Annotated in this window: 16 protein-coding genes; 11 read left to right on the top strand and 5 right to left on the bottom strand. The window is 63.7% G+C overall.

Going from position 1 to position 17,261, the window contains the following annotated elements:
- Window positions 1–9: 9 nt before the first annotated feature.
- Complete coding sequence (gene lpxC, locus P8T11_RS23590) at window positions 10–933, top strand: UDP-3-O-acyl-N-acetylglucosamine deacetylase (RefSeq protein WP_050449964.1); 924 nt, start codon at window positions 10–12, stop codon at window positions 931–933.
- Window positions 934–1,130: 197 nt separating this feature from the next.
- Here lpxC and P8T11_RS23595 read toward each other — a convergent pair whose 3' ends face one another.
- The gene (locus P8T11_RS23595; RefSeq protein ID WP_083447561.1) at window positions 1,131–1,538 is read right to left on the bottom strand and encodes a DciA family protein; all 408 of its coding nucleotides are present in this window, start codon (window positions 1,536–1,538) and stop codon (window positions 1,131–1,133) included.
- A 127-nt stretch (window positions 1,539–1,665) separates the two neighbouring features.
- Here P8T11_RS23595 and P8T11_RS23600 point away from each other — a divergent pair, with 127 nt between their 5' ends.
- From P8T11_RS23600 to P8T11_RS23640, 9 genes are all read left to right on the top strand, one after another.
- Window positions 1,666–2,652, top strand: coding sequence for a M23 family metallopeptidase (locus P8T11_RS23600; RefSeq protein WP_268082518.1), 987 nt, complete (start codon window positions 1,666–1,668; stop codon window positions 2,650–2,652).
- A 175-nt stretch (window positions 2,653–2,827) separates the two neighbouring features.
- Window positions 2,828–5,563 (top strand): preprotein translocase subunit SecA, encoded by a 2,736-nt coding sequence (gene secA / locus P8T11_RS23605; protein WP_277549616.1) that lies wholly within the window; start codon window positions 2,828–2,830, stop codon window positions 5,561–5,563.
- Window positions 5,564–5,578: 15 nt separating this feature from the next.
- Complete coding sequence (locus P8T11_RS23610; protein WP_268079769.1) at window positions 5,579–6,307, top strand: VOC family protein; 729 nt, start codon at window positions 5,579–5,581, stop codon at window positions 6,305–6,307.
- Window positions 6,308–6,627: 320 nt separating this feature from the next.
- Window positions 6,628–7,383 (top strand): GntR family transcriptional regulator, encoded by a 756-nt coding sequence (locus P8T11_RS23615; RefSeq protein WP_268079768.1) that lies wholly within the window; start codon window positions 6,628–6,630, stop codon window positions 7,381–7,383.
- Window positions 7,380–8,366, top strand: a complete 987-nt coding sequence (locus tag P8T11_RS23620) for a tripartite tricarboxylate transporter substrate binding protein (RefSeq protein ID WP_418910278.1) — start codon at window positions 7,380–7,382, stop codon at window positions 8,364–8,366. Before P8T11_RS23615 ends, P8T11_RS23620 begins: the two co-directional genes overlap by 4 nt.
- Window positions 8,367–8,426: 60 nt before the next feature.
- Window positions 8,427–10,121, top strand: a complete 1,695-nt coding sequence (locus P8T11_RS23625) for a thiamine pyrophosphate-binding protein (RefSeq protein WP_268079767.1) — start codon at window positions 8,427–8,429, stop codon at window positions 10,119–10,121.
- A 154-nt stretch (window positions 10,122–10,275) separates the two neighbouring features.
- Entirely contained in the window at window positions 10,276–11,058 is a 783-nt protein-coding gene (locus tag P8T11_RS23630; protein ID WP_268079766.1) for an SDR family oxidoreductase, read from the top strand.
- Window positions 11,059–11,145: 87 nt separating this feature from the next.
- Entirely contained in the window at window positions 11,146–11,604 is a 459-nt protein-coding gene (locus P8T11_RS23635) for an Lrp/AsnC family transcriptional regulator (RefSeq protein ID WP_006226278.1), read from the top strand.
- A gap of 182 nt (window positions 11,605–11,786) precedes the next feature.
- Entirely contained in the window at window positions 11,787–12,398 is a 612-nt protein-coding gene (locus P8T11_RS23640; protein ID WP_268079765.1) for a gamma-glutamylcyclotransferase, read from the top strand.
- A 22-nt stretch (window positions 12,399–12,420) separates the two neighbouring features.
- Here P8T11_RS23640 and pagP read toward each other — a convergent pair whose 3' ends face one another.
- From pagP to P8T11_RS23660, 4 genes are all read right to left on the bottom strand, one after another.
- Window positions 12,421–12,975 carry a lipid IV(A) palmitoyltransferase PagP gene (gene pagP / locus P8T11_RS23645; RefSeq protein WP_268079764.1) on the bottom strand — a complete coding sequence of 185 codons (555 nt, stop codon included), beginning with the start codon at window positions 12,973–12,975 and terminating at the stop codon, window positions 12,421–12,423.
- Window positions 12,976–13,135: 160 nt separating this feature from the next.
- Window positions 13,136–14,608 (bottom strand): magnesium transporter, encoded by a 1,473-nt coding sequence (gene mgtE, locus P8T11_RS23650; protein ID WP_268079763.1) that lies wholly within the window; start codon window positions 14,606–14,608, stop codon window positions 13,136–13,138.
- 10 nt (window positions 14,609–14,618) lie between these two features.
- Window positions 14,619–15,029 carry an acyl-CoA thioesterase gene (locus P8T11_RS23655; protein WP_100853097.1) on the bottom strand — a complete coding sequence of 137 codons (411 nt, stop codon included), beginning with the start codon at window positions 15,027–15,029 and terminating at the stop codon, window positions 14,619–14,621.
- A 105-nt stretch (window positions 15,030–15,134) separates the two neighbouring features.
- A complete protein-coding gene (locus tag P8T11_RS23660; RefSeq protein WP_268079762.1) occupies window positions 15,135–16,247 on the bottom strand; it encodes a YeiH family protein in 1,113 nt (370 codons plus the stop codon).
- 117 nt (window positions 16,248–16,364) lie between these two features.
- Between P8T11_RS23660 and P8T11_RS23665 the strand changes: the two genes are divergently transcribed.
- Window positions 16,365–17,258, top strand: coding sequence for a LysR family transcriptional regulator (locus P8T11_RS23665; RefSeq protein ID WP_100853096.1), 894 nt, complete (start codon window positions 16,365–16,367; stop codon window positions 17,256–17,258).
- The last annotated feature ends 3 nt before the right edge of the window (window positions 17,259–17,261 follow it).

Consider the following 17,261-nt stretch of genomic DNA (forward strand, 5'->3'; position numbering starts at 1 on the left):
CCAAGCACCATGTTCCGACAGCGCAGCATTCAGAATCTAGTCCGCACGACAGGCGTCGGCGTCCACTCCGGACGGCGGGTAGAACTCACTCTGCGTCCGGCACAGCCCAATACGGGTATTGTTTTCCACCGCGTGGACCTGCCTGAAGTCGTGGACCTGCCTGCTCAGGCCACTGGCGTGGGCGATACGCGCATGGCGTCTGTCCTGCAACAGGGCAACGTTCGCGTTTCCACGGTAGAGCACCTGATGTCGGCATTGGCCGGCCTGGGTATCGACAACCTGCATATCGACCTCACTGCCGAAGAGGTCCCCATCATGGACGGCAGTGCGGCAACCTTTGTTTATCTGTTGCGCTCGGCGGGCATTGTTGAGCAGAACGCGCCCAAGCAATTCATCCGCGTCAAGAAAACCGTGGAAGTGCGCGAAGGCGAAGGCCGCAACGAGAAATGGGCCCGGCTGGAGCCGCATGAAGGCTACGCGCTGGCCTTCTCGATTGACTTCCGCCACCCCGCCATTGATTCCACCGCCAATTTCGCCGAGATCGATTTCGCGACACACTCGTATGTGCGCGAAATTGCCCGCGCGCGCACCTTCGGGTTCGTGAATGAAGTGGAAGCGCTGCGCTCGATGGGCCTGGCCCGTGGCGGCAGCCTGGACAACGCCATCGTCATGGACGAATACCGCGTGCTGAACAGTGACGGGCTGCGCTACGACGACGAATTCGTGAAGCACAAGATCCTGGACGCCATTGGCGACCTGTATTTGCTGGGCAAACCGCTGGTGGCGCGCTATGTGGCGTGCAAGTCGGGCCACGGCCTGAACAACCAATTGGCCCGCGCGCTGCTTGCTCAGCAAGACGCCTGGGAGATGGTCACCTATGAATCGCAGGCAGAAGCGCCGCAGGCCTTCCGCCACGAGTGGAAGCTGGCATAACGCCAGGTTCCCATCCGGATGCGGATAACGGGGCCCCTGGCCCCGATTTTTTTCCGTGATCCTGCTGAATGGATGGCGCCGGCTGTCATCCCTAGCGCAAAAGCTGCCATCCGGTTGCAAACCATTGTCCTAGTCCGACAAGAACTTGGTTTCGCTTCGTTTCCAGGCGCCCCGGGCGCCGGACAAAGCCGGGTGGCTCAGCTACTCTTGTGATGCCTCAAGAGCTTGGCCACCGCATCGGCCAAGGGGCCAGGACGTAGTTTTTCGTGCAGCGTCTCGAACGCGCCCAGCGCGGTGTCGCCCAGGGGTTGCGCCTCTTTGGGAGGGCGCGCCTGACGGGCGCCGGGCTTCGGTAAACCCGCTTGTACCTTGACGGCAATTTCGTTAAGGTTCCAGCCTTGATCGGCCAGGGCGCGCGCCACGCGCGGCGCCAATTGACGCATCTTGGCGGCATGGGCGGCGCTGGGCACGACCAGATGCAGGCACTGGTTTTCCAGCTTGCCTACCTGGCAGACAGCACCTAGCGGGGCGGGCAGAACCGCCGCCACCGCATACTGAATTTGCAAGTGCTTGCGGGCGGTCGCCAACACACCGGCGCCCCGCATGTCATGACCCAGCCATCCCAGGGCGGTATTTTCTTTCCGCCGGCTGGAACCGGAACGTTGACGGTATGAAGTGGGTCTATTCATCCCGGCTCTATAGAATTAGGAAGCAATCTTGAAAATCGTGATTATGCACGCCCGGGACGGGCGGGACGGGCATTTCACCCTGGGTGGTGCGCGGCTGGCGTTGTTGCTTGGGGCGGCACTGATGACGGCAGCCATCTTTGGCGCCGCCATTCAGCGATACCTTACTCCGATCCTGCCGGCCGTACACGCCGTGGGTTGGCCGTTGGCGCAGCAGCCTGGCCGTGACACCGATTTTCTGCGTGGAAACATGAACCTGCTGGCCGCCAAGGTGGGCGCGCTGCAGGCCAAGCTGGTCAGCATTGATGGCCTGGGTCAGCGCGTGGCCAAGGTGGCGGGCGTGGCGTACACCGACCCCGAACTGGCCAAGCAACTGGCCGCGGCGCAGCCAGAGGCGCTGACGCAACCTGAAGCCACCCACGTCATGGACGACCTGTTCACCGACCACCCGCCGCCCAGCGCGGCCTCGGCTGAGGCCTTGGGGCGCCAACTGGACGAAATCCAGGCGCGCCTGGCGCAGCAGTCCGATAACCTGAAGCTGCTGGATGCGGCTCTGACCAAGCGGTCAGCGGACCAGGCGCGCATGCCGACCGCCATGCCGATTACCGATTATCCCTATCTGAGTTCGTCTTACGGCTGGCGCCGCAACCCGGTGACGGGGCGCACTGCCATGCATGAAGGGCTGGATTTCGCAGCCCCGTCCGGCACGCCGATTCTTGCCGCCTCCGGTGGCGTCGTGCTCGAAGCCAAGTACCTGCCGGGCTTTGGCAACATGGTTGAGATCGACCATGGCGATGGCTTGATCACCCGCTACGCCCACGCTTCGTCCCTGATGGTGAAGCAGGGCCAGCTCGTAGAGCGCGGCCAGCAAGTGGCCCGCGTGGGCAGTTCGGGCCGTTCCACCGGGCCGCATCTGCACTTTGAAGTCCGTCTTGCCGGGCAACCGCTAGACCCAAGATTGTTCCTGGGAACGCCACAGAATGCGCCGCCTGCCGTGGCGCAAGCCGCGGGGACTGAACCTGTGGTGCGCTGACCGGTCAAACCGCACAACATAAGTGCTCTGGCAATAGGTCCAGGCTATTACGCGCCAGGTGCGTTAAACTGGTTCGTTTCCCAGCGGACCCCCGCTCAACCAATAAATCAAAGTCACGGGAGGCGTTGCCCTTGCCTTTTGCAGGTGCGGCGTGGCTCGTGCGGCCGACATACGCATGGTTTCTCTGCTCAAAAAACTCATAGGTAGCCGCAACGACCGGCTGCTTAAGCAGTATCGCAAGCTGGTAACCCAGATCAATGGGCTGGAGCCCAAGATTTCCGCGCTTTCCGATGCGGAGCTGGCGGCCAAGACTGACGAATTCCGATCCCGATACGCCCAAGGCACGTCACTGGACGACATGCTGCCGGAAGCCTTCGCCGTTGTGCGCGAAGCGGGCAAGCGTGTGTTCGGGATGCGCCACTTCGACTCTCAGCTGTTGGGCGGCATTGCGCTACACGGCGGAAAGATCGCCGAAATGCGTACGGGGGAAGGCAAGACGCTGATGGCGACGTTGCCCGTTTACCTGAACGCTTGCGCCGGCAAGGGCGTGCACGTTGTCACGGTGAACGACTATCTGGCCCGCCGCGACGCGGAATGGATGGGGCGCCTGTACCACTTCCTGGGCATGACCACGGGCGTGGTGGTGCCGCAGCAGCCCAACGAAGAGAAGAAGGCCGCCTACGCCGCCGACATCACATACGGCACCAATAACGAATTCGGTTTCGACTACCTGCGCGACAACATGGAATACCGTGTTGAGGACCGCCGCCAGCGCGTGCTGTTCTACGCCATCGTCGACGAAGTGGACTCGATCCTGATCGACGAAGCTCGCACGCCGCTGATCATTTCCGGCCAGGCCGAAGATCACACCGAGCTCTACATCCGCATGAACGCGGTGCCGCCCCTGCTTACGCGCATGGCCAGCGAGCCCAAGCCGCAGGAACCGGAACCCGAAGGCGATTACTGGGTCGACGAAAAGAGCCAGCAGGTCCATCTGTCGGAAGCCGGGCACGAAAATGCCGAGGCCATTCTGGCCCGCCTGGGCATCCTGCCGGAAGGCGAATCGCTGTACGACCCCCGCCACATTGCGCTGATGCACCACCTGATGGTGGCCTTGCGCGCCAACAACCTGTTCTTCCGTGACCAGCAATACGTGGTCCAGGACGGCGAGGTGGTGATCGTTGACGAATTCACGGGCCGCCTGATGGTGGGTCGCCGTTGGTCTGATGGCTTGCACCAAGCCGTCGAAGCCAAGGAAGGCGTGAAGATCCAGCACGAGAACCAGACGCTGGCATCCATCACGTTCCAGAACTACTTCCGCATGTACGAAAAGCTGTCCGGCATGACCGGTACGGCCGACACGGAAGCGTACGAGTTCCAGGAAATCTACGGGCTTGAAACGGTCATCATCCCGACCAACAAGCCCATGATCCGCAAGGACCAGAACGATCAGGTCTTCAAGACCGATCCGGAAAAGTACAACGCGATCCTCGAAGACATCCGCGACTGCCACGAGCGTGGCCAGCCCGTGTTGGTGGGTACGACCAGCATTGAAAACTCCGAGCTGCTGTCGGGCCTGTTGAAAAAGGCCAAGCTGCCGCACGAAGTGCTGAACGCCAAACAGCACGCTCGCGAAGCCGAGATCGTGGCAGAAGCCGGCAAGCCGGGCCACATCACCATCGCCACCAACATGGCCGGTCGTGGTACCGACATCGTGCTGGGCGGCAGCGTGGACAAGCAGGTTGACCTGATCCGCGCCGACGAATCGCTGTCGGAAGCTGAAAAGACCGCGCGCATCGATAAGATCCGCGCCGAATGGAAGCCGCTGAACGAGCAGGTCAAGGCCGCGGGCGGCCTGCGCATCATCGGCACCGAACGCCACGAATCGCGCCGTATCGACAACCAGTTGCGCGGTCGCGCCGGCCGCCAGGGCGACCCGGGCTCGTCCCGTTTCTACCTGTCGCTGGAAGACTCGCTGATGCGTATCTTCGCGGGTGACCGCGTGCGCGCCATCATGGAACGCCTGAAGCTGCCCGAGGGCGAGCCGATCGAGGCGGGCATGGTGACGCGCTCGATCGAAACCGCGCAACGCAAGGTGGAAGGCCGCAACTTCGACATCCGCAAGCAATTGCTGGAATACGACGACGTGGCCAACGACCAGCGCAAGGTGCTGTATTCGCAGCGTAACGATGTGCTGGAAGCCGCGAGCGTCGGCGCCACGGTGAGCAACCTGCGCGACGCCGCCGTGGTCGAGCTGTTCAACACCTACGTGCCGCCGGAATCGGTGGAAGAGCAGTGGGACGTGCCGGGGCTGCAAAGGGCGCTGGAATCGGACTGGAACCTGCACCTGCCGCTGACCGAGATGTTGGACAAGGAAACCACCCTGACCGACGAAGACCTGCGTGAGCGCGTGGTAGCGGCTGCTCGCGATGCCTATCAGGCCAAGGTTGACCAGGTCGGGGCGGAATCGTGGTCGCAGTTTGAACGTTCGATCATGTTGCAGTCGATCGACACGCATTGGCGCGAACACCTGTCGTCGCTGGACTACCTGCGCCAGGGCATCCACTTGCGCGGTTATGCGCAGAAGAATCCCAAGCAGGAATACAAGCGCGAAGCCTTCGAATTGTTCTCGGGCATGCTGGATCGCATTCGCGACGACGTGGTGCGTGTGTTGATGACGGTGCGTGTGCAGTCGTCCGAGCAGGTCGAACAGGCCGAGGCCGAAGCCGCGCAGTCGCATGTGCAGAACGTGCAATACCACCACTCCGATTACGACGAAGCGCTGGCCAAGACGGAATCGGAAGAGGGCGCGCAGCCCGTGCGCAACGCCATGCCCAAGGTCGGACGCAACGATCCGTGCCCGTGCGGCAGCGGCAAGAAGTACAAGCAGTGTCACGGCAAGCTGGTCTGATCAGGGGATAACGCCATGCTGCATTCCGTCGGCCGTACCGAATTCGACCATGCCGTCGTGATGGTGCGCGATCGGCTGGATGCGCTGGCCCCGCATTTCGAGCGCCAGGGGTTTCACCTGAGCGATAAGGCGGTGCATAACCTGGGGTCGTGCAATCGCCTGATCGTGCTGGAAGGCACGTATGTCGAACTGCTGGGATGGCCCACGGGCGCCCCGCCGGCCCGCAAGGAAATCGCCGATTCGCCCTTCGGGCTGGAAGCGTTGGTGTTTCGTACGTATGACGCCGACGCCACCTACGAACGCCTGAAGGCGGCCGGCTTCGCGGTAAACCCGGTACAGGAACTGACGCGCCCGGCGATGCTGGACGGTCAGGAAGTACAGGCTCGCTTCCACACCGTGCGCTTTGCCGAGCAGCCTTTGCCCGGCATCCGTATGTATTTCTGCCGTCACCTGACACCCGAGTGTGTCTGGTCTCCGGACCTGATGGCGCATCCCAATGGCGCGCGCAGCCTGATGCGCATTGATGCCCGCGCGGCCGATGCCCGAGCCGTGGCCGAGCGCCTGGCGCTGGTGGCTGACGTCACGGCTGAAGCCGTCGATGGCGGCTGGGATGTGCCCTTGGCCAACCTGCGCATCCACGTGCAAACTGATCCCTCGGCGTCAGCCCCCACGCTGTCCACGCTGACCCTGGAAAACCGCGACGGCGCCCATTACACCCTGGACACCGGAACACCGGCGCCCTAGACACCGGTACGTAGGATGGGTGTAGCGCGCGAAACTGGCCGCTAGAACCCTGACATCACAACGCGCGAACCCATCAAGCAGCGATTGAATTCTTGGCTGGATCTGCCAGGACGCAATCGCCGCTTGATGGGTTTCGCGCGTTTGATATTGGTTTCCTTTTTAGAAATCCTTCGCGCTGCACCCATCCTATGATGGCTCCAATGGCGGTAGCCATCGCTTTGGGCAATCACGATCGGGGCAAACCCTGCTTGCATTGCAAAGTGTATGCACTTTAGTATGCACTTCATACCCGCTGATCACTCATCTCAAATCGACCAGCCATGACGCAGCCTCCTTCAGCGATTCGCCCCGCCGCCCGCACGTCTGCCGGGCAGGCCGAGCTGTATGGCGCGGTCAAGGCGATGGCGGTGCGGTTTGATTTCAAGCCGGGTGAACGCATCAACGAAGTGGATCTGGCGCGGCGCTTGAATGTCAGCCGGACGCCGCTGCGTGAAGTATTGAACCAATTGATGGTCGAAGGCTTCCTGACCCGCTCCCTGAACCGCGGCTTCATTGCCCGGCTATTGGACGCCAAGCAGATCCACAGCTTGTACGAATACCGGGCGGTGCTCGAGGCCGGGATCGTCCGAGCCGCCTGCGAACGCGCCAGCGACGAAGAATTGGCCGAATTGCGCCAGTTTGTGGAACGGTCCCGCGATGTGCCGGAAGACAGCGACGCCACACGTCTGCTGGAATTGGACGAGGCCTTTCACCTGCATCTTGCGCGCCTGTCTCGCAATGAAGAGTTTGTGCGTGCGCTGGAAAGCGTGAATGCCCGTATCCATTTCGTGCGCTGGATCGACATGCAGCAGGGCCGACGCAGCCACACGCAGGGCGAGCACCTGCGTATCGTCCAGGCGTTGGAACGGCGTGACCTGGATGCTTTGCCCGCGCTGATCAGCGCGCACATCGGACGTCGCCTCGACCAGATCACCGACGTGATTCGCACCGGATTTTCAACGATTTACATGCGGGACCAGGCCGAACCCGCCACGGTAGTGCCGGCCAACACCACAACAGCAGGGGAAAAACAATGACTCACACGATGAAGCGTATTTTGGCGGGCCTATGCACGCTGGCAGCCGCGGGGGGCGCCTTTGTCGCCGCGCCCGCCGCCGCCGAGGAACGGCCGTTGGTGCTGGTGGTGCCGTACCCGCCGGGCGGCAGCACCGACATCCTGGCGCGTATTCTGCAGCCGCGCCTGTCGCAGCAAATGGGTGGGCGCACCGTGATCGTGGAAAACCGCCCCGGCGCCGCCAGCCAGATCGCCACCGCTTTCGTGGCGCGCGCCGAGCCGGATGGCAGCACGCTCCTGGTCAGCTTTGACAACCACGGCATCAACCCCGCCGTGAAGCCCAAGCTGCCCTACGACACCTTCAAGGATTTTGTCGCCATTTCTCAGACCGTGCGGTTTCCGCTGGTCATTGGCGCCAACCCCAATGTGCCTGGGGATAACCTGAAAGCGTTCCTGGCGATCGCCGCGAAGGAATCGCCCAACAAATTCAACTACGCCTCGACCGGGGTGGGTTCGCTGAACCATCTGGCGCCCGAAGAACTCAAGCGCCTGTCGAAAGTCGAGCTGCTGCACGTGCCGTATGGCGGCGGCGGGCCGGCCATTCAGGCGGTGTTGGGCGGGCAAGCGAATATGACGTGGCTGAGTTTCGCGGCACTGCGTGGGCAGATCCAGGCCGGCAAGATCAAGCCGCTGGCGGTGGCGGGCGAAAAGCGCCTGCCGGAATTGCCCAACGTGCCCACGGTGGAAGAGTCGGGCTTCCCCGGCTTTGTCGCCTATTCGTGGAGCGGCATGTTCGCACCGAAGGGCACGCCCGAGGCAACCGTGAAAAAACTGACGGCCGACTTCAAGGCGGTGTTGGCCGACCCCGAGATCAAGAAGAAGGTGACGGAAGCGGGCTTCGAAATCGTGGCCTCGGACGGCCCGGCGCTGGATGCCTATGTGAAATCGGAATATGACCGGTGGAGCGCCTTCATCAAGAAGAACAACATCAATCTGGATAACTGAGCGACGGTTGGCCGGACGGCGCGCCCGTCCGGCCCTGTCCGCGAACCTTGTGGAGATGACATGGAAAACTTGAACGGCGCCGAAGCCATGGTGCGGATGCTGCAGCACAACGGCGTCAAACATATTTTTGGCCTGTGCGGCGACACCAGCCTGCCGTTTTACGATGCACTGTACCGCCTGGATCACGGCATGCAGCACATCCTGACGCGCGACGAGCGCAGCGCGGGCTATATGGCGGACGCCTACGCCCGTGTGACCGGCAAGGTCGGCGTATGCGAAGGCCCCAGCGGTGGAGGCGCCACCTATCTGTTGCCCGGCCTGGTCGAAGCCAATGAGTCCTCGATTCCCGTGCTGGGCATCACGTCGGACGTGGCGGTGGGTTCGCGCGGGAAATATCCGCTGACCGAGCTGGATCAGGAAGCGCTGTACCGTCCGCTGACCAAGTGGAACCGCACGATTGACCGCGCGGACCAGATTCCCGGCATGGTGCGCGCGGCGTTCCGCGCCATGACCACCGGCAAGCCGGGCGCGGCGCACCTGTGCTTTCCGTATGACGTGATGAAGCAGCAGGTGGATGCGTCCGATATCTGGGCGCAGCCCGAACACGGCCGCTTCCCGGCCATGCGTTTTGCCCCGGATCCCGCCGACGTGGCGCGTGCCGCGCAGCGTTTGATCGGCGCGCGTGCGCCCGTGATCATCTGCGGCGGTGGCGTGGTCATCGCCGGCGCCAGCGGCGCCTTGCAGGAACTGGCGGAAAGCTTGAAGGCGGCGGTGTGCGTGACCGTCAGCGGACAAGGCAGCCTGGCCGACACGCATCCGCTGAATGCGGGCGTGGTGGGCTCCAACGGTGGCGTGATGGCCACCCGCGACGTGGTGGCGGCGGCCGACGTGGTGCTGTTCGTGGGTTGCCGCGCCGGCTCGACGTCCACGGAACATTGGCGCTTCCCGAACCGCGACGTGCCCATCCTGCACATCGATATCGACCCCATGGTGATCGGCGCCAACTACCTGACCGACGTCGGCCTGGTGGGTGACGCGAAGCTGGCGCTGGAAGCCTTGGGCGCCGAAGTGCAGGCGCGCCTGGCGCACCGCAATTCGGACGCAGTGGACGGCGCAGTGCTGGCCGGCCGCGCCAAGGCCGCGCGCCTGGCGCAACTGGAGCCGCTGGCCAACAGCCTTGAAACGCCGATCCGCCCCGAGCGCGTGGTGCAATCGCTGAACCGCTTGCTGCCCGACGATGCGGTGGTGTGCGCGGACCCGGGCACGCCTTGCCCGTACTTCTCGGCCTATTACGATGTGTCGCGCCCCGGCCGCCACTTCATCACCAACCGCGCACACGGTGCGCTGGGCTTTTCCATGTCGGCCGCGTTGGGCGCCTGGGTTGGGCGGCCGCAGTCCAAGTGCGTATCCGTGATGGGCGACGGCAGCTTCGGCTTTACCGTGGGCGAACTGGAAACCATCGTGCGCCACAAGGCGCCGCTGCTGATGATCGTGTTTTCGAATTCGGTCTACGGCTGGATCAAGGCCAGCCAGAAGGCGGGCTACGATCAGCGCTACTACAGCGTGGACTTCAACCGCACCGACCACGCCCGCATTGCCGAAGCCTATGGCGTGAAGGCGTGGCGCGTGGAAGATCCGTCCAAGCTGGACGACGCCATCAAGGCCGCCATGGAACACGACGGCCCGGCACTCATCGACGTGGTGGCGCAGCCGCTGCAGGACACGGCGGCCCCGGTCAGCCAGTGGATGGGTTGATACGCGCTTGACGGCACATTGACCACCCAGTCAACGCAAGAGGCCCTTCGGGGCCTCTTTTTTTTGGTCCAAGGTGTTGGCAGCCGGTCCTATACTGATCCGCTTCGGCGCGGCGTTGCCGCGTGGTCTGCAACACGTAAAAGGGGAATCAGGCATGGATTTGGGGATCAGTGGCAAGACGGCCTTGGTGTTCGGCGGCAGCCGTGGCATGGGCCGCGCGTGTGCGCTGCAGTTGGCGCGCGAGGGTGTGGCGGTGACCATCGCCGCGCGCAATCCCGAGACGCTTGCGCAAGCCGCGGCCGAGATTTCCAAGGAAGCCGGCATCGGCGTGGGCTGGGTGTCGGCCGACCTGACCCAGGAGCACGGTCGCGATGCGGCCATGGCCGCGTGCCCGCAACCCGACATCCTGATCAACAACGCCGACGGCCCGCTGCCCGGCGATTTCCGGGATTGGACGCGCGAGGACTGGATCGCGTCGTTGGACGCGATGATGCTGGGGCCCATCGACATGATCCGGCGCGTGGTCGATGGCATGGTCGAGCGGCGCTTCGGCCGCATCGTGAACATCGTGTCGCGCAGCGTGAAGGCGCCGCATGCGGAACTGGGCCTGTCCAATGGGGCGCGTTCGGGACTCATCGGCTTCGTGGGAGGCCTGGCGCGGCAGACGGTGCGGCACAACGTCACCATCAACAACCTGTTGCCGGGGGCCTTTGCCACCGACGCGCAGGTCCGGCACGTACAGGGCATGCTGGCGCAATCGTCGGACAAGACCTTCGACCAGCTGTGGGAAGAGCGCGGACGCGCCAACCCGGCCGGGCGCTTTGGCCAGCCGGAAGAAGTGGGTGCGTTGTGCGCCTATCTTTGTTCGGCGCAAGCCGGCTACATGACCGCGCAAAGCCTCTTGATCGATGGGGGCGGCTACCCCGGCACGTACTGAAACCAGCCACGCACGGCGGCGGCTTCTGGCTGGACGCGCGCCGGACTAACGGGCAAGATTGGCTCCCATCGCGTTCGAGAAAAACTCATGGACCAGACCGACATCAAGATCCTGGCGTTGCTGCAGAAAGACGCTACCTGTTCGGTCGCTGAAATTGCCGAACAGGTGAATCTGTCGGTGACGCCATGCTGGCGCCGCATTCAGAAGCTGAAGGATGACGGCGTTATCGCGCGCAACGCCATCTTGCTGGACCCGCGTGCGCTGGGCCTGAACCTGACGGTATTCGTGTCCATCAAGACCAGCCAGCACAACGAGAAATGGACGCAAAGCCTGATCAATGCCGTCATGGCCTTGCCAAATGTGGTGGAGTTTCACCGCATGGCCGGCGATATCGATTACCTGCTCAAGGTGGTGGTCGAGGACATGGCGGCGTATGACCGCTTCTACCGCCGGCTGATCGGCGCGGTGGACCTGCTGGATGTCAGCGCCAGCTTCTCGATGGAAATCATCAAAAGCACGACTGAATTGCCGCTGGACGCGGTGTAGCGGCGGGGTGTTGTCGCGGTATTGGCTGTTGAGCAAAATTTTTTCGCGGCCGGCCACTCCGGCGGATGCAAATTTCTTTCGGCGTGTTGCGCAAGGCCTATCTCGCAATGCTTTTGCGCAGTGTGCGGCGTAGGATATCTCTCGTTCCCATCGGGGCATGAATCGGGATATCAGAGGACCCTATGTCGTTCGCAGTACCCGCCGGCTGTGCCGGTTTGGCAAAAGCGCGGCAAGCGCGATCGGTGGACGACCTGCTGGCCGACTGGAACGGCGTCGACAACTTATGGGTGTTCGCCTACGGTTCCCTGATCTGGCACCCCGGCTTTGCGTGGCGCGAGCGCCGCCTGGCGACGGTGCGCGGCTATCACCGGTCGTTGTGTCTGTGGTCGCACGATCATCGTGGCTCCCCCGACAATCCCGGCCTGGTGTTCGGCTTGAACCGGGGCGGTTGCTGCCGGGGCGTGGCCTACCAGATCGCGGCGGCTGACGTGCCTGATGTGTTCCAGGCGCTGTGGCGCCGGGAGATGGTGACCGGCGCCTACACCCCCCGTTGGCTCGCTTGCCATACCGAGGCCGCCCCGGTGCGTGGCCTGGTCTTCCTGCTGAATCGCGCCTGCGATGAGTACGCTGCCGACCTGAGTGACGACCGCTTGATCGCGTCCGTGCGCAATGCCGTCGGCCAGTCGGGGCCTTGTCTGGACTACGTGGTGGAGACCGAGCGCGCCTTGCGCGCGCACGGTATTGACGACTGGCGCCTGGGTGATCTGGTTCGCAGACTGGGCCAGGCTTTCTGAGTTCTGGCCTTGCGCCTTAGGTTTAGAAGTGCCAGCGTCCGAACATATACAGGACGTTGCCCGCGCCGCTTGAGCCGGGTATATAGGTCGCGTAGAACATGGCGTCTTTGTAGCCGGCGCCCACCAGCGGCAGGATGCCGGGAAACGGCACGTAGCTCATGATGTCGTGCCGCGCGGTCAGGAACACCGTGTAGCCCGCGCCCAGGCGAAAGTTCTCGCTGACTCGCCCTATTTTCAGGAAGCCATAGCCGGCAATGGGTTCGACCTTGCTGTGCGAATCCAGGAACGCCATGGCGTACAGGCCCTGCCAGTCGCCGTCTTCGTCGTAGAGGCTGCGGCCATAGCCACCGCCCCAGGCCAACTCGTTGAAGCTGTCGATTTTTTCTTTGCTGTACATGGCGCGGTTGTGCCAGGCGTAGCCGGAAACGTAGAGGTCGTTGCCGCCTTCGGTCCAGATCTGGTCAAGGCGATTGCAAGCGGACTGTGCCCACGAGGGCATGCTTTCACAGGCTTGCGCGGCAGCGGTGAAAGTCGAGAGCAGCAGGCAAAGCATGGCTGCTCGAAATTGGGCGGTCATTACGGGTACAGAAGGATGAAGATGACAAGTTGGTGACTGTACATGTTGTCATCGCCCGATCCCTGTCAGAACGCTGTCATCAAACGGCGTTCGTGGCCCCGGCCCCAGGAAAGAGGCGGCCAGGCGACCACAAAATCAAGAATTTTCTGTGGTGGCAGTACTACAGCAGGAAGATGGTGGCCAAGCCCAGGAAGATGAAGAATCCCAGCGAGTCGGTGGCGAACGTCAGCAACACCGACGACCCCATGGCGGGATCCTTGCCGAAGCGCGCACGCACCATCGGCACCAGTACGCCCACCGAGGCGCCGACCAGCATGTTGCAGATCATCGCCGCCATCATCACCAGCGCAATCGACATTGAGCGCGAGATCACCCAGGCGAACAACGCCGCCACCAGGCTGCCGCACAAGCCGACGAGCAAGGTCACGAACAATTCGCGCTTGACCAATTGCCACAGGTTGCGGCCGGTGATGCGGCCCATGGCCAGAGCGCGGATGATCAGCGTCATGGTCTGGTTGCCGGAGTTGCCGCCGATGCCCGCCACGATCGACATCAGGAACGCCAGGATCACGATGTGGCTGACCGTGCCTTCGAACCGCGATGCCACGAAGGATGCCGTGGCGGCGGTACAGAGGTTGAGCAGCAGCCACGGCGCGCGGTTGCGCAGCGCGGTGGTGACGGGCGCGAAGATGTCTTCTTCTTGCAGACCCGCGCGCGACAGCGCTTGTTCCTGGGAGTCTTCGCGCATCACGTCCACCACATCGGCGATGGTGACGCGGCCGATCAGGCGCCCCTGGTCGTCCATCACGGGGGCGGAGACCAGGTCGTAACGTTCAAAGGCCCCTGCCGCGTCGGCGTCGGAATCCAGCGGGTTCAGCGTCAGGAAGTCGGCGTTCATGACGGCGCGCACTTCGGTTTCCGGTTCGCTGACCAGAAGGCGCGACAGCGGCAGGATGCCTTGCAGCTTGTCTTGGCGGTCCACCACGAAAATCTGGTCGGTGTGGTCGGGCAGTTCGTGCAGGCGGCGCAGATAGCGCAGCACCACTTCCAGCGTGACGTCCTCGCGCACCCGGACCATTTCGAAGTCCATGATCGCGCCCACGCTGTCTTCCGGATAGCCCATGGCTTCCAGCAACTGCGCGCGTTCTTCTTCGGTCAGGCCTTTTTGTACTTCGGCCACCACGTCGGGCGGCAGGTCGGGCGCCAGGTCGGCGAGTTCATCGGCGTCCATGTTGCCGGTGGCGGCAACCAGGTCCTGGCGGTCCATCGCTTCAATCAGCGATTCCCGCACCCAGTCTTCAACTTCCAGCAGTACGTCGGCGTCGTGCTCGGGGCTGACCAGCTTCCAGATGGCCTGGCGTTCATCCTTGGGCAGCGATTCCAGGATGAAGGCGATGTCGGCCGGATGCAGGCCGTCCAGCAGCGTCTTAAGTTCGGCCTCGTGCTGGCGGTGAACCAGGTCTTCGACCAGCGTGGCCTTGGCGTCGCCTTCTTCCTGGCGATGCACCAGGTCGGCCACCAGTTGTTGGCGGCGCAGGCGTTCCTGCACTTCGGCCAGGGCGGTCTGTGCGTCTTCCGGGTCGAGGCGGCGGGGCGTCGCGGGCGGTTTCTGCGCGGCGGCGGACTGCGTCATGCGTTACGGCTCAAAGAGAAGGGAGGGGGCGGCTGCGCCGTGCTTCATCGGTGGCGACATACGTCAGCGTGGCCTCGGTGACCTTGACGACTTCGGCGTCCAGGCGCTGGCGTTCCGCGTAGACCTCAACCGACACCGTGATGGACGTGTTGCCGGTCTTGACGATGGATGCGTAGAAGCTGAGCAGGTCGCCCACGAAGACGGGCTCTTTGAACTGGAAGGCGTTGACCGCCACCGTGGCGACCCGGCCGGCGGCGCGGCGCGCGGCGGGAATGGACCCGGCGATGTCGACCTGGGCCATGATCCAGCCGCCAAAAACGTCCCCGTGGATATTCGCGTCGGCCGGCATCGGCATGACGCGCAATACCGCGTCGCGATTGGCGGGCAAAGTCGTAAACGGGGATTTGGGGCTGGAGGTCATGCGGCCGACTCCAATGCATGGGAATCAGCCGATTATGCAGGAAAAACGAGACAGCGGCGTGCGTGGCGCAAGCCGTCGCGGCGCTTTGCCGCGACGGCTTGAAAATCAGGTGGCCAACTTCACGATCCCGTAGCCGCCAACCAACAGCCAGGCGTAAAGAATCAGGCCCAGGGCCATCACGCGGGGGCCCGCTTTCTTGATCTGAGCGAAGCGCGTTTCGATACCCAGCGCCGTCATGGCCATGGTCAGCGCAAAAATGTCCAGGCGGCGGATGGCGGCAATGGCGTCGGCGGGGATGATGTTCAGCGAATTGATGATGGCAAGCACCAGGAAGCCCACGGCAAACCACGGAATGGGCAGCTTGCCGCCCTTGGCCTGGCCGCCTGACTGGCTGGCCGCGCTGCGCAGGTACATGCCCAGCACCAGCAACACCGGCACCAGCAGCGCCACGCGGGTCATCTTGACGATGGTGGCGACTTCGGTGGTGGCGGGGTCGATATTGCTGGCGGCGCCCACCACCTGAGCCACTTCGTGGATGGTGCCACCGATATAGATACCCAAGGCCTGCGTGTCCAGGCCGAGCCAGCCGGCGTGATACAGGATGGGGTACAGAAACATGGACAGCGTGCCGAACAGCACCACGGTGGCAACGGCGACGGCGCTTTTGTGGGGGGCGGCCCGCAGCGTGGGTTCGAACGCCAGCACGGCGGCCGCGCCGCAGATGGCGCTGCCCGCCGCAGTCAACATGGCGGTGTCGCGGTCCAGGCCCAGGATACGTTGCCCGACAACGGTGCCGATCAGCAAGGTGCCCAACACCACCGCCACCGACACGGCCAGGCCCGGCAAGCCCACGGCCGCGATCTGCTGGATGCTGATATTCAGGCCGTAGAAGGCCACGGCAATGCGCAACAGGCGCCGCGCGGTGAAGTTGACGCCCACGCCCCAGTCAGCCGGCATCGTGCCGCGCAGGAAGTTGCCGTACAGCATGCCGCAGACGATGCCCACCACCAGGGGCGAAAAGCCCAGCTGGCGGATGGCGGGCAGGTCGGCCAACTGCATCACGGCGGCGGCCATCAGCCCGACGAAGAGCACGCCGTTGAGTTTGTCGCGCCAGGGGGTGGCGGTGACGGTGGCCGATGGGTTGGTGGTGCCCGTGCTGGCCGACTGTGCCGGGGCGGCGGGGGAAAGGGGAACGGTGGTGCTGGTCGAGGTGCTCATGGCGGCCCTTTGGGCATATCTAAATAACTTCCCGAAATATTAGAGGCCGCGTCGTTATTTGAAAAATCTTTATTTTGAATATTTAATATCGGAAATTCTGATATCAACGGGGGCGCTATGACACCAGATCAGTTGTTGTCATTTGCATGCGTGGCCGACACGGGCAACATCAGCCGTGCCGCACAAGTGCTGAATTTGTCGCAGCCGGCCGTGTCGGGCCAATTACGCGCGCTACAGGACTGGTTCGGCGAACCCTTGTACCGCCGCAGCGGTCACGGCATCGTCCTGACCGAGGCGGGCGAGCGCTTGGCTGAGCAGGCCCGGCAATTGCGGCAGGTCTACCGGCAGGCCCAGGCGGTTCGGGAATCCTGGCGTGGCTTGGAAACGGGCGCCTTGCGCCTGGGCGCCAGCACCACGCCCGCCAGTTACCTGTTGCCACGCTTGGTGGCGGATTTCCGCTCGGCGTTTCCGGCGGTCAGCCTGCACTTGTCGGATGGCAATACCCGCGAAATCGTCGAGCGCCTGCCCGCGCTGGATCTGGCGTTTATTGAAGGCGATGTGCCGTCAGGCCTGCCGTCGGACACGGCGGTGCATGCCTGGCGTCAGGATGAGGTGGTGGCGATTGTGCGGGCCGACCATGCGCTGGCCGCCAAAGGGGCAGTGACCTTGCGGGACCTGGCGGCCTCGCCGCTGGTGATGCGCGAGCCGGGCTCGGGGGTGCGCCGGCTGGTCGAGCGCGCGTTCGCCGATGCCGGGTTGACCCCGTCCGTGGGGCTGGAGCTGGCGGGCGTGGAAGGTGTGAAGCAGGCGGTGCGCGCGGGGCTGGGGGTGGGGTTCGTGTCGGTGATGTCGATGCGGCACGAAGACGGCGCCTTGGCGGCATTGCGCCTGTTGCCCAGGCCGCTGACACGCACGCTGAGCATTCTGGTGCCGCATGCTGATGCCGCCGCCCGCGCCGCCGAACGCTTTCTGGCGATGTGCCTGGCGGTCGGGGCGGCAGACGGCGGGTAAGGC

Origin of the sequence: Achromobacter spanius, assembly GCF_029637605.1 — a bacterium.
In the GTDB taxonomy this organism is placed as follows: domain Bacteria; phylum Pseudomonadota; class Gammaproteobacteria; order Burkholderiales; family Burkholderiaceae_B; genus Achromobacter; species Achromobacter spanius_E.